A 21,847-nucleotide genomic window follows, 5' to 3' on the forward strand; every position below is an offset into this window, starting at 1 on the left:
CATTGCACGCCCGCGGGCGACCAATAGTCGCCCCTACAGATTAAAATCTAAAATAAAGGAAGGGATTGTAGCTCTGGTCTACAAGGCTTGCCGTGCTGATTACGAGGACTACCGCTACAAAGAGCGTCTCCGCAATCCAGATATACTTTTTATTCGCAACCTTGGCGTAGAGCCTCGCTGCGAGCGGAGTGCTGGCAATTCCTGCCGCGACGAGGAGCGGAAGGTAACTGAGCGTGAGGTTTAATGAGCTCTCGCTGAACGCGCCGTTCGAGACGTTGAACAAATCGCCCATAAAGGAAAAGAGCTGGTTAACGTCGGTGAAGTAGAACAATCCCCAGCCGATAAGCACGATTATTATGGTGTAGAGGTGCTGTACAAAGGACGGAAGCTTGTCCAAAAAGCGCTTTAGCAGGAATTTTTCGATTATCAGCAAAATGCCGTAGTACAAGCCCCAGAATATGAAGTTGTACGAAGCGCCGTGCCACAGACCTGTCAGTCCCCAGACAATCAGGAGGTTGACAATTTGTCTCGGCACGCCCTTGCGGTTACCGCCGAGCGGAATGTAAACGTATTCTTTGAACCAAGTTGACAATGATATATGCCATCTGCGCCAAAAGTCGGTGATTGAGGTTGAAATGTAGGGGTAATTGAAGTTTTTGAGAAACTCAAAGCCGAACATATTGCCCAAGCCGCACGCCATATCGGAGTATCCCGAGAAGTCAAAGTAAATCTGGAACGCATAGCCTAAAATTCCCACCCACGTGCCGAGCACGCCGTTTTTGTCGGTATGCGCGAACATTTCCGTAGTGAGTGCGCCCATCTGATTTGCGATAAGCACCTTTTTACCCAAGCCGATTGCGAACAGCTTAACGCCCTTTGTGAAGCGGTCGAGCGTTTCACGGCGGTGCTCAAGCTGATAGGCGACGTCGCGGTAGCGGACAATCGGGCCTGCGATTAGCTGAGGGAACAGCGCAACGTAGGTTCCGAAGTTGATAAAGCTCTTTGACACCGGAGCGTCGTCGCGGTAGATGTCGATTACGTAGCTCATTGTCTGGAAGGTGTAGAAGCTGATGCCGATCGGCAGGCTGATTTGCAGGTCGGGAATATTGAGGAACGGCAGCATATTGAGCGTTTCCGAAATCATTCCCGTGTACTTAAACACCGCCAAAATGCCGATGTCGAGCACGATTGTGAGGATTAAAAACAGCTTCTTTTTTCGCTTATCCTGCCTGAATTTGTCGACCAAAAATCCGCCGAGGTAGTTGAAGAAGATGTTGAACACCATCAGCAGAACGAGCGTTGGCTCTCCCCAGCCGTAAAAGACAAGGTTGATTGCGAACAAAAACAGGTTGCGGAATTTGCGCGGAGTTATGTAGTATATTAAAAGCGTTATTACCAGATAGGCAAATAAAAATACGAGGCTCGAAAAAACCAAGTCATACCCTCCCGAATATTTTTTACATCAAAGTTGCATACAGAATTATTTTAACTTAATAAACAGGTTAAGTCAAGGGGGTAGATATAAGAGTTGAGAGTTTAGAGTTTAGAGTTTAATTATATGGGTGGACACATGGGTGATTCCCCTGTTAGGGGAAATGTCGCAAAGCGACAAAAGGGTTGCCGTTGTGCTAAGAACGCCCCTACGGTTGCAACGGAAAACTCGCGCTAACGGAAGCGTCTGCCCCCTCCGTCATTTCGCATAGCGAAATGCCACCTCCCCCATAACAAGTGATGGGGGAGGCTTTAAAATACAATCAAACGCTTCCGCAAAACTATTTAAACTCTAAACTCTTAACTCTTAACTCTTAACTCTAAAAAAGAGCCTGTTTCAAGCGGTTGCCTGAAACAGACTCTGTGTTAATTATTGATTTTTACTGTCTGAAATTATTGCCAAGCGGTTACAACATAATGACCGAGGTCATTCTTTGTGCCGTCCATCCAGTAGCCTGCTACAGAGAAGTCTGTGATGTCCTCTGTCTGAGCGCCGCTGCCGTTACTGAGGATAACGCCTGTTGCGCCTGCGGGTACGTGGCAGATGAACTGAGTCTCGCCGTAATCGTTTGTCTGTGTCTCTGCCTGGGCAGCTCCGGGCCATGCGCCGTTAAGCTCATTTCCGTCATCGTCCCAAGCGTAAACATACGCCTTGCCCCAACCGAAGTTATCGGTGAGGAGGAAGGTCTGCTCCTCGTCGGGATCGGTGGGTTCGGGATCTGTAGGCTCAGGATCGGTAGGAGCAGGAGTGGTGGGCTTAACTGTAGGAACGGGAGTAGGATCGTCCTCGCCTACATATGTGCCTGTGCGGTAGAACTCCTCGTCAAACTCAGCAGCATATTTCTGAATCAGAGTTGCGTCGAATACAGTTACACTACCGTCGCCGTTGCAGTCTGCCGCAATCTTCTCCTTGGCGTTGAAGTCGATCATCTCGGCAGCGTTCTGCTGTACCAGAGTAGCGTCCGCTACAGATATGATGCCGTCAAAGTTAACGTCGCCAACCAAGATCTTGCCTGTGGGATTCGGCTCTGTTGTGGGCTGGGGATCTGTGGGCTTGGGCTCGGTTGTGGGCTGAGGATCGGTCGGGATAGGCTCGGTTGTCGGCTGAGGATCGGGATCGTCGCCGCCGATTTTGCCGTAGAGATATACTACGTTGAAGGTTCCGGGCTGATAGTTGCCGCTTGCGTTCATCGGAGCGATAACGTCTGTTCTGCCCGAAATCGGAGTTGTTGTGTAAGAGGTTGTGCTTGTTGTCTTTGTCTTTTCGGTAACAACGTCGTCAGCAAGCTTCTGACCTGTTTTGAGGTCGATGTGGCTGACAATCATCTTTGAGTTAAAGGTTGACGCCTTGTTCTGAATCCAAACCTCGCCTGCAGCGTAGTAGCCGGGCTCGCCCTTTCCGGGCTCCTGAGTAACCGCGCCTGTGGTGCTGGTCGGGTGGAACATTACGTAAGCCGCCGGAGCGTTAACTGTTCCTACGAACCAGCCACTGCCCTCAGATGTCATCTTGGGAGCTACGTTCCACTCGCCGTTGGGAGCAGTGCCGTCGTCGCAGTAAGCGTAAAGCCTTACGTCTGACCAGTTGTTTGAATTGTAGTAGTGAACCTTTGTGGTTGAACCGAACTTCTTAAATGTAAAGGTGATGTTGATGTCATCGCCTGTGAAGGTTCCCTTGATGTTTGCGGGGAACTTGGTTGTGTCGAGCTCGTAACCCTGGATCGTGGGAATAGCTACGTCGTAGGTATTTCCGCCGCGGAGCTTCTTCTTGGTAGAATCCTTGATAGAAGTGCCGTTCTCGTCAACAAAGTTAACATTGAGGTAGCCTGAGATGATACCGGCGTTGCTGTACTTATAGGTTACGGTTGTGTTGGTGTTGGCAGCGATTGTGCCTGAGGTGTTGCCCTCTGAACCGATGAGGTTATAGTCGAACAGAAGTGTTGAGTCGGGCAGAGTGTGGTACTTGCTACCTGCTCTGTACTTAGCTGTGCTTGTCTTGAGGGTGTTGCCCTTATCGTCAACGTGGTTGATTGTGAGCGTACCGAACTGCTCGGTAACCTTGAGGTTGTTGAAGGTTGAAGACTCAACAAGGATAGCCGCTGACTTTGCAGGGATTGAATAGCTGCTGGAGTTAACAGTGCCGAGGCTGGTAAGACCTGCCTGCTTATCCTTGGCAACGATTACCCAGCTGCTTGCGCCGAGGTTAGAGATTGTGTAAGCTGCTGTGCCGCCGTTTACGAGAACGCACATCTTGCCCCACTGACCTGAGGTATTGTTGGAGTATGTATATGCCACAACGTTACCCGATGATGACGGGAAGGTCGGGGTTGAGAAGTTTGCGCCCTTTAACGGAGCGTAGTTCTTACGGATTTGGAGAAGTCCCTTATAGTACCGGGCGAGGTTGCTGAAGGTGCTTACACGGCTCCAGTCAATCTGGTTAACCGAGTCGGCGGATTTGTAGCTGTTCTTGTCGCCCTTCTTTGTACGTCCGAACTCAGAGCCCGCCGTCATAAACGGAATACCCTGCGAGGTCATAAGCAGAGCCATAACCTCACGCACCTGAGTACGGTATTTTTCTGTTGAGCTTTCGCTTGTCACGGTGTAGCTTGAAGAACCGTTACTCCTGAGAATCTTATCCCAGAGAATCAGGTTATCGTGAGCGTCGGCGTATGCGATTGTCTGTGACGGAGCCTGAGCAGAGAAGCTCTTGCCCTTAACGCCGTTTACGATTTTAGAAGCGTTTGCTTCGGTAGTACCCTGTACAAAGCCCTTGCCTGTACCGTCGGTATCGCCCTTGATAGCGTCGCGGTAGGTGTCGTTAAACATACCTACTCTCGCATTGAGAGACGAAGCCCTTGCCTGAGTTGCGGGAGTCGGGCAGGGTGATGTGCCGCCTGTCCAAGGCTCACCGTACATAAGAATCTTCTGGCTTACCTGGTCGAGGTTTGTACGGATAGCGTTCATTGTTGTTACGTCGTGAAGACCCATAAGGTCAAAACGGAAACCGTCGATATGATACTCGTCTACCCAGTAACGGCAGGATTCAACCATAAACTTTCTGTACATCAGCTTATCGGAAGCTGTCTCGTTGCCGCAGCCCGAACCGTTTGAATAAGCGGTTGAGGAGCTCATTCTGTAGTAGTATCCGGGAGCGGTCTTGTTAAAGCTGGAAGCAGTTGAATAGGTATGGTTGTAAACAACGTCCATTACAACCGAGATGCCTCTGTCGTGCAGAGCCTGAATCATCTGCTTGAACTCTTTAATTCTTACGTTACCGTCGTATGGGTTGGAAGAATACGAACCCTCGGGAACGTTGTAGTTCTGAGGATCGTAGCCCCAGTTGCGGTTTGTTGAGGAAGCGCCTGCGTCCTCGTCTACCGACTCAAAGTCGTAAACAGGCTGCAGCTGAACGCAGTTGATACCCTGCTCAACAAGGTAGTCAACGCAGGTTGAGATGCCGTTCGGGTCGCCGTTAAGCTTTGTTCCGCCCTCGGCAAACGCGAGGTATTTACCCATATTGTCCTCGCTTACGCCTGCGTTCTGCGCGATTGAGAAGTCACGAACGTGTACCTCCCAAACAACTGCCTCCTGAGCGGCGTTGAAGAACACGTGGTTATCGTTGTTCCAGTCGTCGGGATCTGTAGAATCAAGGTCAACTACCATTGAACGCTTACCGTTAACGCCGGTTGCCTTTGAATATACGTCCTGTGTTTCGTTTGTTTCACCTTTTACAGTAACAATGTAGGTGTAGTACTGGTTTTTGTGGTCGCCGGTGAGGGTTGCAGACCAAACGCCGGTGGTGTTGTTTTTGGTCATGGCGTACTCGCCGATTACGCCTGCTCCGGACTCGTTGTCAGAGCCGGTTTTGTAGAGCTTAACCTTTACCGAGGTAGCGTCGGGAGACCATGTTTTGAACGTGGTTGCCTCCGAGGTATAGGTAGCTCCGAGGTTTGCTTCGTTGTACGCGTTATTAGCCTGGGTTTCGAGGTAGTTCTGGTTGCTGTACGCACCGACCTCCTCTGAACCGTCCGAAGCTGCCGAGGCGGCAACTACAGCCGAGCTCATAACCATAAGGGCTGAGAGTACCAACGAAAGTGTCTTTTTGAATTTCACTTTTTCATCAACTCCTATATCTTACCAATTTCATTAAATAAAGCGTTCCTAATAAAATTAGCAAAAATTTCATATAAATTGCCCAGTATGATAATTATATTTTATCAAACTATCACAAGATTATATTTCTAATTTAGAATTATGTTGAATGCCTATAATACAAACTTTGCACCTTGTTTTTGGTTAATGTGTATAGTTTTGGATTTTTGAATTTTCAGGCGCGGATTATTGTTAATAATTGTTTAATGTTTGGGGCTTGGATTTGCAAAGGCTGATACTTTTTTTGTTTTGCGTAAAATAACGTTTTTTAAATTTTATATTGACATAAAAGAAATATGGTGATATTATTGTATGTGCAGTTTTTTCACAAAGAGCGTGATTGATTTGGAATACAGGCTAAGTAAAAGCCAAGGCAAATATCAAAATTTCTATGACATCGAAATTTCAGACAATAAAAAAATCGTCAGAAAAATCCCTGATATGGGCGGCGACGGCGAAAATCTCGGCAAGCTGGTTGATTTACTCAACGAGCTGCAGCCCGAGCCGTCACAGCTTGACTACATAATCGAGGATTATCTGACATTTTTTGACGTTTAGGCTTTATTACCGCATTAAATTGTGATAAAATATACGCGGTGATAAAATTGATTTGTAATTTATGTCCGCGAAAATGCGGCGCGGTGCGTACCGAGAATAACGGCGAAGGCTTTTGCAAGCTCGGAACACTTCCGGTTGTGGCAAGGGTTGCCCCCCACTACGGCGAGGAGCCGTGCATTAGCGGTACAAAGGGCAGCGGTACGGTGTTTTTTTCGGGCTGTACAATGCGGTGCAAATTTTGCCAGAACTATGAGATTTCCTCGACGCAAAAGGGCGTTACCCTCACCGTAAATCAGCTTGCGAAGTGCTACGAGGAGCTTGAAAAGCTCGGTGTTCACAACATAAATCTGGTGACAGCCGACCACTTTGCACCTGCCGTTGCGGAAAGTCTGAAAATATACAAGCCGAGCGTACCCGTGGTTTATAACTGCAGCGGCTACACCTCGCCTAAAATTCTCGATATGCTGTCGGGACTGGTGGACATTTACCTGCCCGATTTTAAATACAGCGACGACAGGCTCGCGGTAAAGCTGTCGTCCGCTCCGAATTATGTCAACACCGCCCTCGCCGCGATTAAGGAAATGATTTTCCAGGTCGGTGAACCGGAATTTGACGACGACGGGATTATGAAAAGCGGAGTTATCGTGAGGCAGCTAATCCTCCCTGCCCACACGAGGAACAGCATTGAGGTGCTGAACATACTAAAGCGCGAGTTTGACAGCCAAATCCTTGTCAGCCTGATGTGCCAATACGTTCCGTGGGGCGAGGTCAAAAACGATCCGAAGCTCGGGCGGAAGATTACAAAGAGGGAATATGAAAAGGTAAAGCGCGTGCTGTTCGACCTTGAACTCGACGGCTTTACCCAAGATTTGTCCTCCGCGACAGAGGAATATATTCCGGATTGGGAGCTTGGATAGTAGAGTTTAGAGTTTAATGAAGCTTGCACCCAATTTAAAGGCTCCCCCATCGCGCAAGCTATGGGGGAGGCTTTAGAATTAAACTCTAAACTCTAAACATTAAACTCTAAACAACCGTTATTTCATACTCACTATTCTTCAAACTAAAGCTGTCCTCTATCCCCTTTGTTATGTACGCCTTTTTGTCGGCGGTGAGGATTATGAAGTCCATATCGCCGCACTTATTTTTAATAAACTCCGACGCGTTTTGAGCGCCCATTACGAACAGGGCGGTTGAGAGCGCGTCGTTTTTTGTGCCGTCGGGCGAGATTACCGTCACCGAGGTCACGCCGTTGTCGGCAGGACAGCCTGTTTTCGGGTTTATAATATGACAGTAACGCTTGCCGCCACTCTCAAAGTACCGCTCATAATTGCCCGAGGTCACCACGGTTTTGTCGGCGCACTCCAAAACTCCCATATAATTTTCATTGTTTTCGGGATCGGTAATGCCGACCTTCCAGTTTTCGCCGTTCGGCTTTTTTCCGTAGGCAAGGACGGTTCCGCCGAGGTTCAAAATAGCCGATTTCACGCCAGATTTGCTCAGAATTCCCCTTGACTTATCGGCGGCGTAGCCCTTGGCGACAGCTCCCAAATCGAGCTTCATACCGTTTGGAACTACGGCAGTATCGCCGTTTACGGTAATTTTTTTGTAATCGACGTTTTTAAGCAGGCTGTCGAGCTCGCTTTGAGTCGGGATTTTATAATTTTTGTCGATAAAGCCCCACTTTTCCACGACAGGATAAACGGTGATGTCGAGGTTGCCGTCGGTAAAACCGCACAGCTCGACCGACCTTTTGATAAGCTCTGCCGATTCACCGTCAAGCTCGAGACTGCCGCTTTTATTTAATTTATAAATTTCGCTTTCGGGGTTTACGGACGACAGTTTTTTGTCGAGTCTTTCAATCTCAGCCTTGATATCGTTAACGGTTTGGCGGTCTCCGTAAACCTCCGCCTGCATATAGGTGTCCATGGCAAAAAAGCTCTCGCCTTCCTTATTCTGAGACGGAGCGCAGGCGGACAATATTAAAATTATTATAGCCGTAAAAATCAGGGTGAGTTTTTTCATAAATTCCTTAATTATATAAGAATGATAAAAATCCGCTAAAAAGCTGTAGGGGTCGGTCTTGACCGACCCGCAATCCCGGAAAACAACTAATGTACCCAAGCCGCGGTTCGGTCAAGACCGAACCCTACTTTTGTGATAAAACAGCGTTTACCGCATTATTCAATGTTCGGTTTTAAATCAAACGTAAATTCTTATACTTTTTTCCAAATTGACGGTGCAAAGAGGATGATAATCGGGAAAATCTCGAGCCTTCCGGCGAGCATATCGAACATCATAACAAACTTTGAGAAGTGAGTAAACGTCGCGTAGTTGCCCACGGGACCTACCAGCGACATACCCGGGCCTGTGTTGTTGAGAGTCGCGGCGATTGAGGTGAAGCTTGTGACAAAGTCCTTGCCCTCAATCGACACAAGCAGAAAGCTTCCGATAAAAATCATCAGGTAGAGCACGAGGAACACCGAGGTGGTGCGCATAATGTTGTGGTCTACCGCCTTGCCGTCCATCTTTACAGCCCGGACGTTGCGCGGATGAATAAGGAGCTTGACCTCCTTTTTTACTTCCTTTGCGAGCAGAACGATTCGCGAAACCTTGAAGCCGCCGCCCGTACTGCCTGCCATCGCTCCGATGAAGGTGATAATCAGAATAATCGCCTTTGAGAGCATCGGCCAGTCGTTTACGTCACCGATACCGAAGCCGGTGGTGGTGATGATTGACGAGACGTAGAAAAAGCTTTGGTGGAACGCCTCGCGAACGTCGTGATAACGCGGAATGATATTAATTCCGATAATTATCGTCGAAAGAACGATAATTCCGAGGTAAAACCACAACTCGGTGATTTTGAACGCCTGCTTGAACTTGCGCGCGATAAGCAGGATGTAGAATGAAAAGTTAACGCCGAAAAGCATCATAAACACGGCGATAACCGTCTGCAGATAATAGCCGTGATACGCCGCCATATTTGTATTTCTTACGCCGAAGCCGCCTGTGCCGGCGGTGGCAAAGCTGGTGTTGATAGCGTCGAAAAACTCCATTCCGCCGCAGAGCAGAAGTGTGCACTCGAGCGCGGTAAGTCCGAAGTAAATTCCGTAGAGCAGCGCGGCGTAGGTGCGCATATGCGGCACAGCCTTGCCAATAATCGGGCCGGGGCTTTCAGCCTTCATCAAAAAGATGTTCTGCTGACCGCCGAGCTTGGGGATAAGCGCGAGCAAAAAGACGATTACGCCCATGCCTCCCAGCCAGTTCATAAGGCTTCGCCACATCAGCATACCATGGCTGAGCTTTTCAACCTCGGTCAAAATTGTCGCACCGGTGGTGGTAAAGCCCGATACGGTCTCAAAGAGAGCGTCGGTAAAAACAGGGATTTCTCCGCTGAGCCAAAACGGCAGACAGCCTACGAGCGAGAGCAAAATCCAGCTCAGAGCCGTGGCGGAAAAGCCTGCCTTTTGGTACAAAACCATATTCTTTTGCTTTTTGAATTTTACGCAAAAAACGCCGACCGCGGCGCTTACCGCTCCGGTAATCAAAAAGTACAGTCCCTCGTGCTCGCGGTAGATAAAGGACGTGAGCGTGCAGACCTGCATCGCTACGCCCTCGACAATCAAAACCCAGCCGAGGATATATACAATAATTCGTTTATTCATAAATTAACGCCTGCTCAAAATATCGTCAAGGTCGCTTAAACCCTTGTGCTTTGTTACAACAACCACCCTGTCGTCGGGCATAATGCAGTCCGTGCCGGCAGGCAGGATAATCTTGCCCCTTCTGCCGATGCAGATAATCTGCAAATCGTCCTTTAGGTTGAGCTGGGCAAGCGGAATAGCCGCCACCTTTGTAGACGATTTCGCCTTGAACTCAAGCGCCTCTACCCTGTCCTCGCTGAGCCTGTAGAGGGTTTCTACGTTGCTGCCCATTGAGTTTTGCATTGCCCTGATGTACCGCGCGATATATTCGCCGGCTATTCTCTTGGGGTTGATAACATACTGAAGATCCATTCGCTCAACAATGCTGTTGAACGAGGTGTTGTTCACCTTGGTGATTACCTTTGCCTTTGAAACGCTGTTGATGTACATTGAGGCGAGGATATTTTCCTCGTCGTAGTCCATCAGGGCTACTACGCCGTCAGCGTGCTCAATGCCTTCGCTCATAAGCAAATCCTGATCCATACAGTCGCCGTTGATGATTGTGGCGTCGTGGAGCGAATAGGCGAGCTCCTCGCAGCGTTCGGGTTTTTTCTCAATAATCTTGACGCTCGCGCCGCCCTTTAGCAGCTTTTGAGCGAGGTAGTAAGAAATTCTGCCGCCACCCAAGATTACTACGTCGCGGCATTTGCCGATTGAGATGTTGGCTTTTTTAAAGAATTTAGTCGCGATGTCGGGCTTTGCGACCACGCTAACCTTGTCGCCTGCCTGAATGATAAAATCGCCGTTCGGGATAAATACTTCCTTGCCGCGCTCGACGGTGCAAATTCGAACCTTGCCCTTTTGAATGTCGATTTTGCTGACAGCCTTGCCTGCAATCGGCGAGGTCTCGGGAACGTAAACCTTGATTAAGTCAGCCGCGCCCTTTGAAAAGCTGTCGATTTCGAGAGCTCCCGAATACCTGAGCAGTCTGCTGATTTCGATAGCCGCGGTGAGTTCGGGGTTAATCGACATTGAAAGTCCCAAAGCTTCCTTAACCCTGAAAAGGTCGTTGGTGTACTCGGGGTTTCTTACTCTGGCGATTGTGTTTTTAGCGCCTGAGTTTTTCGCCAAAAGGCAGGTGTACAGGTTAACCTCGTCGCGCGCCGTAGCGGCGATTACCAAATCCGCCGAAGATACCTCGGCCTCTGCCAAGGTCTCGTAAATTGCGCCGTTGCCCTCGATTCCCATTGCGTCAATGGAATCCGCAAGCCTTCTTACGGCAAATTTGTTAGTATCGACCACTCTGATTTGGTGTCCCTCGGAATTAAGCTCGGTAGCGATGGATGTGCCGACTTTTCCGCAACCGACAATAATTATCTTCATACTAAACCCTCTTATATTTACGGATTAAACATAGTTTCCATTTTAACGTAACGTCATAATACACCTTTTGTCACTAAAAATCAATAAATAACGAAATTTTTTTGATAAAAACCACCTTTTGTACTTTCATAAAGCAAAATAATATGGTAGAATAAAATTGAAAAAGGAAAATTGAGAATGGAAAATTTCGGTCGAGTGGACAGGTCGGCTTTCCCGAAACGTTTTGTGCCCGAATGAATTAATATGGTGTGAAATTAACTTTTCCTAAAGCTCTGCAATATTATAAATCGGAGCGAAGCGACCATTCACTAAACTCTAAACTCTAAACACTAAACTCTAAAACAAAAGGAGTTGTTTTTATGAAACGCATGGACTACATAAACTGGGATGAATATTTTATGGGCGTGGCGCTGCTCGCCGCAAAGCGCAGTAAGGATCCCAACACTCAGGTCGGCGCTTGCATTGTCGACGGCAACAATATTATTCTCTCGACAGGCTACAACGGCTTTCCGTACGGCTGTTCCGACGATGTTTTTTCGTGGGAGCGCGAGGGCGACGACACAAAGTACAACTACGTTGTTCACGCCGAGCTCAACGCGATTTTGAACGCGAGAGGGAAAAACCTTAAAGGCGCAAAGCTGTATGTTGATTTGTTCCCCTGCAACGAGTGCGCCAAGGCGATTATCCAGTCGGGTATTGCGGAGATTGTGTACCTTTACGACAAGTACGCAGACACTCCTGCAACTGTCGCCTCAAAGAAAATGCTGCAATCGGCAGGCGTTAAGCTGACGGTTTTCAAGACCGATAAAAAAGAAATTACGCTGGACTTTGAAAGATGAGCGAAACGGACAATAGATTAAAACGGCAGTTTGAGTTCTGCCTTGAAGCGGACAAGGAAAAGCGGATTAAGCGCCGCACACTGCTCAGCGACGGCAAAACCGCGGAAAATGACGCGGAGCACGCATGGCACGCCGCGCTCATGTGCGTGCTTTTGAGCGAATACGCGAACGAAAAAATCGACGTTCTGAAAACCGTCACCATGCTTTTGATTCACGATATCGTCGAGATTGACGCAGGCGACACCTACGCCTACGACGACAACGCAAAGCTCAGCCAGCGTGAGCGTGAGTTGAAGGCTGCGAACAGGATTTTTAATATTCTGCCCGATGACCAAGCAAAAAAGTTCAGGGCGCTGTGGGACGAGTTTGAAGCCGGAGAAACTCCCGAATCTAAGTTTGCCCATACAATGGACAATATTCAGCCTGCAATGCTCAATAATTCGACAGGCGGCAAGGTCTGGGCTGAGAATGAAATCAGGCTCAGCCAAATTCTGAAGCGAAACGAAATCACCCCCGAGGGCTCGGAAAAACTGTGGGATTATTCGCTGAATAATTTTATTATGCCCAATGTTGAGGGCAAAAAAATAATTGATGATAAAGATTAATGTTTGCAATTCAAAACGTGGCGTAATTGGAAACGCTGCCCCCTCCGTCACGGCATAAATGCCGTGCCACCTCCCCCGCAAGCGGTGGAGGCTTTAAAAAACAATAACACCCCGACTCATTGCGAATCGGGGTGTTTTTTGTGTAATTAATTATCAACAGACAGCGTTTGTTCAGCGCAAGCTATCCCGCGAAACAGCGGGTTACGGCTGCGCGCCGAGCCGAAGTACGCGAACTGCCTGCCGGGGCAACCCGGCATTATTCGTACTCGCAAACGCTTGCCCATGAGAGCAGGAGCTCTCTTTCCTCGGGCTTGCCCTTTACGGACTGTGAAGCCGCTACAATCGGCATCCAGCGGTCTACGTACTGGCGCGCTGTGTCGGTCTTTTCGCAGAAGAGCTTTAGGTACTTTTCGCCGAGCTCCCTTTTGTCCTTCAGAACAAAGGTGAGGTAGGTTCTCGCGGCGTCGGCAGCGCCGTTGCCCTGGGTAGCGTGAGCCCAGTCGAGGATATACGGTGTGCCGTCCTCCGCGATGATGATGTTGGACGGAGTAAAGTCGCCGTGGCAGACCTTGTTGTGATCCTTCATCGAGGCGAGCCTTGTGTGAAGCTCGTAACGCGTGGTCGCATCAAGATCGGTCTGGCTGATTTTATCCTGCATTTTGTCCTTGATTCTCTTAAGGAGCGGACATTTTTTGCCGAGGATTTCAACCTGAATGTCAACGAACTGATTGAGGTACTCGTCAATCTTATCGGGGTTTTCATTCATAAGCTGTTCAAGGGTTTTGCCCTCGATGTAGTCTGAAACGATAGCCCACTTGCCGTCGATTTTCTTAACCTCCTCAATCTTGGGGATGTTAAGGCCGGTTTCTTCAACTCTCGCCTGGTTGAGCGCCTCGTTGAGGATGTCAGACTTGGGGAAGGACTCGTCGAAAACCTTAACCGCGAGGTTGCCGTCCCTGTAAATTACTTTATTTTTTCTCTCCGCGAGAATATTGTCAAATTTCATTTTAAAACCCCCTTATTATCAAACGGCGTCTTTGTTGTTGCCGTAGTAAGCGTTGAGGTACATCTGCTTGATTTCGCTCATAAGCGGATATCTCGGGTTAGCGCCTGTGCACTGGTCGTCAAACGCCTGCTCGGTCATATCGTCGAGAGTTTTGAGGAAGTATTCCTCGTCAACGCCGTAGTCTGCGATTGTCTCCTTAATTCCGACCCTTGCCTTGAGCTCGTTGATACCCTTGATAAGGTTCTCTACGCTCTCCTTGTCGTTCTTGCCGGCAAAGCCGAGGAACTGAGCGACCTCAGCGTAACGCGCGAGGGTGTGGGGATGGTCGTACTGCGAGAATGTGCCCATCTTGGTGGGAACCTCGGACGAGTTGAAGCGGATAACCTGCTCGAGCATAAGGGCGTTCGCAATGCCGTGGGCGATGTGGTGGAACGCGCCGAGCTTGTGAGCCATTGAGTGGCATACGCCGAGGAAGGCGTTGGCAAACGCCATACCTGCCATTGTTGCGGCGTGAGCAACCTTTTCACGCGCGAAGGACTCGTTTTGACCGTTGTCGTAGCATGCAGGCAGGTACTCAAAGATAACCTTTAACGCCTTGAGAGCAAGACCGTCGGTGAAGTCGGTAGCCATTACCGAAGCGTAAGCCTCGAGCGCATGTGATACCGCGTCGATACCCGAAGCGGCTGTAAGTCCCTTGGGGCCGCTCATCATATTGTCAGCGTCAACGATAGCCATATTCGGCATAAGCTCGTAATCCGCGAGCGGATACTTGATGCCTGTATCCTGGTCGGTGATAACCGCAAAGGGAGTAACCTCGGAGCCTGTGCCCGAGGATGTCGGGATAGCTACGAAATAAGCCTTTTCGCCCATCTTGGGGAAGGTGTAAATTCTCTTGCGGATATCCACAAAGCGCATTGCCATATCTATGAAGTCCGCCTCGGGATGCTCGTAGAGTACCCACATAATCTTTGCGGCGTCCATTGCCGAACCGCCGCCGAGCGCGATGATAACGTCGGGCTCAAACTTTGTCATAGCCTCGGCGCCGCTCTGTGCTGATTTGAGCGACGGATCGGGCTCAACGTCGGAAAATACCGTGTAAGTAATGCCCATTTCGTCGAGCTTGTCGGTGATGGGCTTGGTGTAGCCGTTTTTATAAAGGAAGCTGTCGGTTACGACGAAGGCGCGTTTTTTGCCCATAACGTCACCGAGCTCCTGAAGGGCAACCGGCATACAGCCCTTTTTGATATATACCTTTTCGGGCGCTCTGAACCAAAGCATATTCTCTCTCCTCTCGGCAACGGTCTTGATGTTCAACAGGTGCTTAACTCCCACGTTCTCGCTTACCGAGTTGCCGCCCCAAGAGCCGCAGCCCAGTGTGAGCGACGGAAGAAGTCTGAAGTTGTAAAGGTCGCCGATTCCGCCCTGTGATGACGGAGTGTTTACGAGAATACGGCAGGTTTTCATACGCGCCGCGAATTTGTCAATCTTTTCTCTCTCGTTAACCGCGTCTATATAGAGCGACGAGGTGTGGCCGTAGCCGCCGTCCGCGATAAGCTGTTCAGCCTTCTCAATAGCCTCGTCAAAATCCTTTGCCATGTACATAGCGAGTACGGGCGAGAGCTTTTCGTGAGCGAATTCCTCGCTGATATCGACAGATTCAACCTCACCGATGAGGATTTTTGTGTTTTCGGGAACCTCAACGCCTGCGAGAGCCGCGATTCTAACAGGCTTCTGACCTACTATTCTCGCGTTGAGAGCGCCGTTGATGATGATGGTCTTTCTGACCTTTTCGGTCTCCTCGGGGTTGAGGAAGTAACAGCCTCTCGCCTTGAACTCCTTTTTAACCTTGGCGTAGACCTTTCTTGTCGCGATAACGCTCTGCTCGGAAGCGCAGATCATACCGTTGTCGAAGGTCTTGGAGTGGATAATCGAGTTAACCGCGAGCAGGATGTCCGCAGAGTCGTCGATAATTGCCGGGGTATTTCCGGCGCCTACGCCGAGAGCAGGCTTGCCGCTTGAATAAGCCGCCTTTACCATGCCCGGGCCGCCTGTCGCGAGGATAATGTCAGCCTCCTGCATGAGCATATTTGTGAGCTCGAGCGACGGAACGTCAATCCAGCTGATGATGTCCTCGGGAGCGCCTGCCGCTACAGCCGCATCAAGAACGATTTTAGCCGCCTCGATTGTGCTCTTTTTAGCACGGGGATGGGGGCTGATGATGATACCGTTTCTGGTCTTTAAGCTGATTAAGGTTTTAAAAATCGCGGTTGAGGTTGGGTTGGTTGTGGGGATAACCGCGGCGATAACGCCGATAGGCTCGGCAATCTTCATTGTGCCGTAAACCCTGTCCTCCTCAATTACTCCGCAGGTTTTGGTGTTTCTGTAGGTATTGTAGATATACTCCGAGGCGAAGTGGTTTTTGATTACCTTGTCCTCGACAACGCCCATGCCGGTTTCCTCAACCGCCATCTTGGCAAGCGGAATTCTTGCCTGATTGGCTGCTGTTGCCGCGGCGAGGAAAATTTTGTCTACCTGCTCCTGAGTATACAGCGCGAACCTCTTTTGAGCCTCTCTAACGCGGCTAAGCGCCTTTTCAAAGCTCCTTGCGCTCTGTACGACAGGGTACTTTTTGTCGCTCATAAAAATCTCCCTTTCTTGATTTGTGCTGACAATAATAAAGCAAAATCGCCGGACAGCTCGGTAATAAAGGCTGTCCGGTGATTATTTACTAAGCTGTGTTAAATTTACTTATCTTTTGAGTTCCTCAGCCTTGATGCTGTACTTCTGAGCGTAGCTGAGAGCATATGAACCGCTGTAAGCCTTGATTACCATATCCTGGGGGCACTCCTTGAAGCAGTCCTTGGGGATTTTGGTGATGGTTACGGGGATTGTTACCTCTTTAAGAGAAGCGCACTGGAAGAAGCAGAACTGGGGAAGCTCTGAGAGTGTGTTGCTCTCGGGGATTGTAACTTTTGTAAGGCCTGTTGCACAGAATGCGTATGAGCCGATCTCTTTAAGAGTCGCGGGAAGCTCAATGCTCTGCAGAGCCTGGCAGTTAAAGAAAGCGTTGATGCCGAGAACCTTGAGGTTCTTGGAGAGCGTTGCGCTCTTTAACTTTTTGTTGCCCGAGAAAGCATAGTCCTGAATTTCGGTTACTGAGTCGGGAATTACAACCTCTTCAACGTCTCTTGCGTTGAATACGCTGTGGCCGATGATTGAAATCTTATAGCCCTGGAACTCGGCAGGAATTTCAACCTTGCCGCCCTTGCCGTAATATCTTGTGAGCATAAGCTCCTTGGAGTTGATGATATAATAACCGAAGGTGTCGTCCTTGAGGTCGGGTTCGGTTGTGGGAACAACGTAGCCGGGGCCGCTGCTCTTGCTGGTCTGGTTGCTTGACTTGTCCTTATTGCAGCCGCATCCACCAAATGTGATTGCCGCTGTAACGCACATTAAGCACGCGAGAAGCGCACATATAATTTTCTTCATTTTAAGCATCCTTCCTTTTCCTTTTTACTAAATCAAATCGATTATACATGTTGATTACTCCTATTCTAACATTTTAACGGAATAATTGCAATGAGTTTTTATAATTTTCTGTATTATTATTTATGTACGCGCGTGCGCGTATACATTATATATAGGATTTTTCCGTGAACTTCGGTGGATTTTTGCAGAAAAATTTATTTTTCGTTTCCTGAAAATTACAATTTTACAGGAAAAATATTACAATTCGCCGAATTCTGTAACCAATTCATTCAAAATAGTTCGATTACAGAAATAAATGTTGGTCAACGTGCCTGAATTTCCCTCAAAATGAAAAAACAAGGGTTCAAAGGGTTGATTTTTTGAAACAATGGTGATATAATTATTACAAATTTGTTAACAAGTGGTTCGCCGGCTGTAACTTTTAGCCGCGTTCCGTACAATATGCTTGTTACTTTTGGAGGTAATAAAAATGCACAGGTTAAAGAAACTGGTTGCTGTCACCTTATGTATTCTTGTAATTACGAGCGTATGCGTATTCGGCAGCAGCGTAACCGCGGGAGCGAGCGGCACAGGCGCAGGTCTTGCCGAGTATGCGCTAAACGCGTACAACGAAGGCTGGGCATATTCATGGGGCGGTACTTCCCCCGGAGCGGTTGACTGCTCGGGACTTATCTACTCATATTGCGGCGGCGAGCGTATCGCCATGATTGAAACCTGCACAGAGCAGGGTTCGGTTGACGCAGGTATCCCCAGAATCCACGGTCTCGGTCTTTGGAGACCCGGTCACGTAGGCGTTTACATTGAGAACAATATGGAAGTTGACGCCAGAGGCGATGAGTGGGGCGTATGCTACGACGAAATCGGCGGCTGGAACTCTTGGACATATTGGTTCAAGCTTGCGGCGGTTAGCTATCCTACATACGGTTGGGAGAAGTTCAACGGTAACTACTACTACTATGAGGACGGCCAGTATATTGTAAACACATCAAGAACAATCGACGGTACTACATACTACTTCGATTCTAACGGACATTCGAGCACAACTCCTGCAAATATGGACTCCACAGCTTCGGATACTCCGTCATCTGATTCTTCATCATCAAAGTCCGAGACTCCCTCAACCTGGAGCAACGGATCTTCCGGTGAAGAGGTAGAGAAGATTCAGTCACGTCTTAAGGAGCTCGGCTTCTACGACGGTCCTATCGACGGCGAGTTCGGTAACGCTACCGAGCAGGCTTACCGTGCCTTTCAGGAGGCGGCAGGCGTAACCGTTGACGGTATCGCAGGCTCAGACAGAGACGTTCTTTATTCGGACGACGCTCCCCACGCCAAGAAGGCTGAGGAAGCAACTCAGCCCACAGAGGAAGCAACTCAGCCCACTGAGCCTGAGGAAAAAGCTCCCGTAATCATCGCCCAGAACGGTGATTTCAGCGAGGAAGTTATCAACATTCAGCAGAAGCTGCTCGACCTCGGATACTTCGGAATGCAGCCCACAGGCTTCTACGGAGATATCACAGAGGAAGCAATCAAGGCATTCCAGACACAGAACGGTCTTGAGGCTACAGGTATTCTCGACGACGCTACATACGCTCTGCTCTTCAGCGACAAGGCTGCGGCTAACCCCACACCCGTTGTTAATGTTGACGAGCAGCAGGAGGTTGCGGTAAGCGCAGGCTCAGGCCCGAACCAGATTACATCAGGTTCGCTCACACCCACAAGCCTTATTGTTTCTAACGAGACAAACCAGACCTACGCTAACACAGCTTCTAACGTTGCCGAAAAGACTAACAAGGTAACTGAGCAGGCTCTTGCAAGCTCGGCATCTGTTATCCCCTCTTTTGCGGCTCAGGTTAAGAGAACAGCCAACATCTGGATTTGGTTCGTGCTCGTAGCGGTTATTCTCGGCGCGGTAGCATTCTTCATGCTCAAGCGCGACAAAAAGCAGACTCGCTATCAGAAGTACGTAGCCAAGAAGAAAAAGACTTCCATGAGGGCTCAGCTTAACACAAAGTGGTAAGCCGGATTGCCAATTAAATATGGATAAACTATTACAGGGTTCGGATTTTTTCCGAGCCCTGTTTTTTTCAGGCGGACAAATTGTCCGCACCTTCTTTCCTTGTGAATTGTAGGGGGAGGATTTAAATAGCTAACTTATAGGGTTCATTGTAGTGACAGCCCCTTGCGGCTGTCATCAAAGCAGACGTTTGTTCTCGTCTAACGGTTTGATTTGATTTGCAAACTTATATTGAACGACCCCGGGCGACCGCGAGGGTCGCCCCTACAATTAAACTCTAAACTCTAAACATTAAACTCTAAATAAGCCAGAGCTTAACATACGCGAGGATTGGCGAGGATACGGGCAGAACCTTTATGCCGAGCTCGCTGTACCTCTGCTTGCTCTCGTAGTTAAAGCCGTCCTCTGAACCCGTCAGGCAGACGGGGATTTTTTTGCTTGCGGCTTCCCTGCAAAAAACCTCAATACCGCCGCCGTCGGTGCGGATTGTGCCGGAGTGGTAGCTGTCGAGCAGGACAGCCTTGCAATCGTCCGTCAGCGGCGGATATTTCATTCCCGGGTAGGGGCGGATATACAGCACGGTTTTATTGAGCGGCTTATCGGGCATTACCGCGAACTCGTCCGCGGTCTCGGAGTAAGCAGGATTTTTGACGAACACGCCGTTTTTTACATAGCCATAGGGCTGATTTTTCAGGCTGAACAAATCATCCGAGTACGGCAGGTGCGGCAGTGCGCGGCTTGCGCGGTGGATATTCGCGAATATTTCGCCGTCGTTTTTGTAGGAAATGAACACTCCCCTGCCCTGCCCCGACTTGATGAAGCTTACGGCGGCGCAGAAGTTTTCAAAACCGTTTGAGCGGCGGTGATTAAGCGGATAATTTGCCGAGACGAGCACGACGGGCGTTTCGCAAAGACCGAGTTTGAGCGACAAAAACGCGCCTGTATACTGCAAAGTGTCAGTGCCGTGGCAGACGATTACGCCGTCATATTTTGAAAGGTCGTGCGCTGAAACGCAGCTCCATAGAGTATTAAGATTTTCGGCGCAGAGGTTTTCACTCAGAATACTGTACGGCATTTCGGCGGTAAAATCCACCGTGCCGTCGGTTTCCCTGTACATATCGAGCAGCAAAAAGCCGTTGTCTTTATCGGGTGAAAGCACGCCGCCTTTGCTTGAACACGCGATTGTGCCGCCTGTGAACAGCGTTAAATTTTTCATATAAACACCTTTAACATAAAAATATTATAGCCCGGGTTTTGAAAAATAAACAAAAGTTGAGAGTCAGGTTACATTAAACTCTAAACTCTCAACTCTAAACTCTAAAATCAAACTCTTAACTCTCGTTAAGGTCATTCATAACCATTCCGGTAATCATTTTGGGATAGAAATAGGTCGATTTCTGCGGCATTTTTTCGCCTGCGGCGGCAACGTCGCGGATTTCCGTAACCCTGGTCGGGTTGAGGATAAACGAGCACTGAAACTCGCCCTTATCGACCTTCATAATCGCCTCTTCAAAGAACTTGGTGTAGGTCAGGTTTATCTGATTCGCCATGTTCTCCTTGTCGATACCCATTGTTTTTTCGAGGATTAGCGAGTGGAGCACGCTTACGTCGAGCTGCTGCGAAGCCTCGCTCAAATCCGGCAGAACCTTTGCCATAACCTCGATATCCTTGAGCACGAGCAGATACCACTCGCCCTTGCCGCAGTAAAAGCCGAACACCTTTTTGCCCTGCTTATACTGCTTTGAAAGCTCGGAATTGATATTGCCGACGCTGGTGAATTTTTTGATGTCAAAATACTCCTCGCAGCCCTTAAGAACCTCGTCCTTGTCGAAGCTTTCAAGGTCGCGCACCATGCGGTGAGTCGGGAAAACAACCAGTCCCGGGTGCTGCATATCCACAAGGTACATCATCTGGTAATCCTGCGGATCGCCCTCTTTTGAAATGCCGTTTTCGCGGCAGTAGTTGCGGTAATTTAGCGCGGTTTCGTAGCGGTGATGACCGTCGGCAATGTAGAGCTTGCGGTCGGCAAAGTCGTTAACGAGCTTTTCGATTACCTTTTCGTCGGTGATTATCCACAGCTTGTGGGTTACGTGGTCGCTATCGGTAAATTTTTGGTCGGGCTTGCGGTCGGACAGGCGGTCGATTGTCTTGAGAGTGGTGTGCTCCTCGTCCATATAAAGCGCGTAAATCTGGCTGAAATTGCAGTTTGTTGCCTTCATAAGATTGAAGCGGTCTGCCTTTGCCTTTGAGAGCGTGAACTCGTGCGGCAAAATAACGCCCTTTGAAAACTCCTCGACCTTTACGCGGACGATTATTCCCTTTACGCTTGAACGCTTGTTATAGGCGTTGAACTCCTCCTCGTAGATATACACAGCCGGCTTAATCTCGTGAACGAGCACGCCGGTGTTCCTCCACATATCGAGCACCTCGCCTGCGGTTTTGTAGACGTCCCCGCCCTCCTTGGGAAGCTCTAGCCTTATTACGTTGTACTCGTTCTCAGCGATATAGCCGAGGCGCTCCTCCTCGCTGATGATGTCGTACGGAGGACAGCAAAGCTCTCCGATTTTACCCGCGAGAAAGGTGTTGTATCTCATACCCTTAAACGGTTTGATTTCTGCCATAAGATTACCCCTTTTTGTTCAGGCGGTTTTTAAGCTTTCCTAAGGCTTTTC

15 protein-coding genes are annotated in these 21,847 nt (G+C 49.0%); 5 read left to right on the forward strand and 10 right to left on the reverse strand.

Annotated features, from left to right (window positions below; translation table 11 throughout):
* Positions 1 to 40: 40 nt before the first annotated feature.
* Both AB1I50_RS06255 and pulA read right to left on the reverse strand, forming a co-directional pair.
* Complete coding sequence (locus tag AB1I50_RS06255) at positions 41 to 1,435, reverse strand: MBOAT family O-acyltransferase (RefSeq protein WP_407723147.1); 1,395 nt, start codon at positions 1,433 to 1,435, stop codon at positions 41 to 43.
* A 449-nt stretch (positions 1,436 to 1,884) separates the two neighbouring features.
* The gene (gene pulA, locus AB1I50_RS06260) at positions 1,885 to 5,601 is read right to left on the reverse strand and encodes a type I pullulanase (RefSeq protein WP_407723149.1); all 3,717 of its coding nucleotides are present in this window, start codon (positions 5,599 to 5,601) and stop codon (positions 1,885 to 1,887) included.
* Between the two features lie 351 nt (positions 5,602 to 5,952).
* Here pulA and AB1I50_RS06265 point away from each other — a divergent pair, with 351 nt between their 5' ends.
* Positions 5,953 to 6,198, forward strand: coding sequence for a hypothetical protein (locus AB1I50_RS06265; protein ID WP_407723151.1), 246 nt, complete (start codon positions 5,953 to 5,955; stop codon positions 6,196 to 6,198).
* 38 nt (positions 6,199 to 6,236) lie between these two features.
* Positions 6,237 to 7,115 (forward strand): radical SAM protein, encoded by an 879-nt coding sequence (locus AB1I50_RS06270; protein WP_407723153.1) that lies wholly within the window; start codon positions 6,237 to 6,239, stop codon positions 7,113 to 7,115.
* Between the two features lie 106 nt (positions 7,116 to 7,221).
* Here AB1I50_RS06270 and AB1I50_RS06275 read toward each other — a convergent pair whose 3' ends face one another.
* The 3 genes from AB1I50_RS06275 to trkA form a co-directional block, all read right to left on the reverse strand.
* Positions 7,222 to 8,220 (reverse strand): FAD:protein FMN transferase, encoded by a 999-nt coding sequence (locus tag AB1I50_RS06275; protein ID WP_407723155.1) that lies wholly within the window; start codon positions 8,218 to 8,220, stop codon positions 7,222 to 7,224.
* Positions 8,221 to 8,411: 191 nt separating this feature from the next.
* The gene (locus AB1I50_RS06280; RefSeq protein ID WP_407723156.1) at positions 8,412 to 9,860 is read right to left on the reverse strand and encodes a TrkH family potassium uptake protein; all 1,449 of its coding nucleotides are present in this window, start codon (positions 9,858 to 9,860) and stop codon (positions 8,412 to 8,414) included.
* A gap of 3 nt (positions 9,861 to 9,863) precedes the next feature.
* Positions 9,864 to 11,222 (reverse strand): Trk system potassium transporter TrkA, encoded by a 1,359-nt coding sequence (gene trkA, locus AB1I50_RS06285; RefSeq protein WP_407723158.1) that lies wholly within the window; start codon positions 11,220 to 11,222, stop codon positions 9,864 to 9,866.
* A gap of 359 nt (positions 11,223 to 11,581) precedes the next feature.
* On the opposite strand from trkA, the gene AB1I50_RS06290 reads away from it, so the two are divergent.
* Both AB1I50_RS06290 and AB1I50_RS06295 read left to right on the forward strand, forming a co-directional pair.
* Positions 11,582 to 12,061 (forward strand): deoxycytidylate deaminase, encoded by a 480-nt coding sequence (locus tag AB1I50_RS06290; RefSeq protein ID WP_407723160.1) that lies wholly within the window; start codon positions 11,582 to 11,584, stop codon positions 12,059 to 12,061.
* The gene (locus AB1I50_RS06295) at positions 12,058 to 12,666 is read left to right on the forward strand and encodes an HD domain-containing protein (RefSeq protein ID WP_407723162.1); all 609 of its coding nucleotides are present in this window, start codon (positions 12,058 to 12,060) and stop codon (positions 12,664 to 12,666) included. Before AB1I50_RS06290 ends, AB1I50_RS06295 begins: the two co-directional genes overlap by 4 nt.
* A 256-nt stretch (positions 12,667 to 12,922) precedes the next feature.
* Here AB1I50_RS06295 and AB1I50_RS06300 read toward each other — a convergent pair whose 3' ends face one another.
* The 3 genes from AB1I50_RS06300 to AB1I50_RS06310 form a co-directional block, all read right to left on the reverse strand.
* Positions 12,923 to 13,672 carry a phosphotransferase family protein gene (locus AB1I50_RS06300; protein WP_407723164.1) on the reverse strand — a complete coding sequence of 250 codons (750 nt, stop codon included), beginning with the start codon at positions 13,670 to 13,672 and terminating at the stop codon, positions 12,923 to 12,925.
* A gap of 18 nt (positions 13,673 to 13,690) precedes the next feature.
* A complete protein-coding gene (adhE, locus tag AB1I50_RS06305) occupies positions 13,691 to 16,312 on the reverse strand; it encodes a bifunctional acetaldehyde-CoA/alcohol dehydrogenase (protein ID WP_407723165.1) in 2,622 nt (873 codons plus the stop codon).
* A 108-nt stretch (positions 16,313 to 16,420) separates the two neighbouring features.
* Positions 16,421 to 17,161: a leucine-rich repeat domain-containing protein gene (locus AB1I50_RS06310; protein WP_407723167.1), complete on the reverse strand. Its 741-nt coding sequence runs from the start codon at positions 17,159 to 17,161 to the stop codon at positions 16,421 to 16,423.
* Positions 17,162 to 17,630: 469 nt separating this feature from the next.
* Here AB1I50_RS06310 and AB1I50_RS06315 point away from each other — a divergent pair, with 469 nt between their 5' ends.
* The gene (locus AB1I50_RS06315; protein ID WP_407723169.1) at positions 17,631 to 19,178 is read left to right on the forward strand and encodes a C40 family peptidase; all 1,548 of its coding nucleotides are present in this window, start codon (positions 17,631 to 17,633) and stop codon (positions 19,176 to 19,178) included.
* A 295-nt stretch (positions 19,179 to 19,473) separates the two neighbouring features.
* Here AB1I50_RS06315 and AB1I50_RS06320 read toward each other — a convergent pair whose 3' ends face one another.
* Together AB1I50_RS06320 and AB1I50_RS06325 are read right to left on the reverse strand one after the other, a co-directional pair.
* Positions 19,474 to 20,391 (reverse strand): asparaginase domain-containing protein, encoded by a 918-nt coding sequence (locus tag AB1I50_RS06320; RefSeq protein WP_407723171.1) that lies wholly within the window; start codon positions 20,389 to 20,391, stop codon positions 19,474 to 19,476.
* A 115-nt stretch (positions 20,392 to 20,506) separates the two neighbouring features.
* On the reverse strand, positions 20,507 to 21,796 hold the full coding sequence (locus AB1I50_RS06325; protein WP_407723173.1) for a DUF1015 domain-containing protein: 1,290 nt from the start codon (positions 21,794 to 21,796) through the stop codon (positions 20,507 to 20,509).
* Positions 21,797 to 21,847 lie beyond the last annotated feature (51 nt).

The sequence above is a fragment of the Ruminococcus sp. NATIVEDY161 genome (assembly GCF_045819895.1).
In the GTDB taxonomy this organism is placed as follows: domain Bacteria; phylum Bacillota; class Clostridia; order Oscillospirales; family Acutalibacteraceae; genus Ruminococcoides.

Coding starts and splice junctions, on each gene's coding strand:
- AB1I50_RS06300 (WP_407723164.1), bottom strand. CDS start 13,672: ATGAAATTTGACAATATTCTCGCGGAGAGAAAAAATAAAGTAATTTAC.
- trkA (WP_407723158.1), bottom strand. CDS start 11,222: ATGAAGATAATTATTGTCGGTTGCGGAAAAGTCGGCACATCCATCGCT.
- AB1I50_RS06295 (WP_407723162.1), top strand. CDS start 12,058: ATGAGCGAAACGGACAATAGATTAAAACGGCAGTTTGAGTTCTGCCTT.
- AB1I50_RS06280 (WP_407723156.1), bottom strand. CDS start 9,860: ATGAATAAACGAATTATTGTATATATCCTCGGCTGGGTTTTGATTGTC.
- AB1I50_RS06310 (WP_407723167.1), bottom strand. CDS start 17,161: ATGAAGAAAATTATATGTGCGCTTCTCGCGTGCTTAATGTGCGTTACA.
- AB1I50_RS06265 (WP_407723151.1), top strand. CDS start 5,953: ATGTGCAGTTTTTTCACAAAGAGCGTGATTGATTTGGAATACAGGCTA.
- AB1I50_RS06325 (WP_407723173.1), bottom strand. CDS start 21,796: ATGGCAGAAATCAAACCGTTTAAGGGTATGAGATACAACACCTTTCTC.
- AB1I50_RS06315 (WP_407723169.1), top strand. CDS start 17,631: ATGCACAGGTTAAAGAAACTGGTTGCTGTCACCTTATGTATTCTTGTA.
- adhE (WP_407723165.1), bottom strand. CDS start 16,312: ATGAGCGACAAAAAGTACCCTGTCGTACAGAGCGCAAGGAGCTTTGAA.
- AB1I50_RS06290 (WP_407723160.1), top strand. CDS start 11,582: ATGAAACGCATGGACTACATAAACTGGGATGAATATTTTATGGGCGTG.
- AB1I50_RS06275 (WP_407723155.1), bottom strand. CDS start 8,220: ATGAAAAAACTCACCCTGATTTTTACGGCTATAATAATTTTAATATTG.
- AB1I50_RS06320 (WP_407723171.1), bottom strand. CDS start 20,391: ATGAAAAATTTAACGCTGTTCACAGGCGGCACAATCGCGTGTTCAAGC.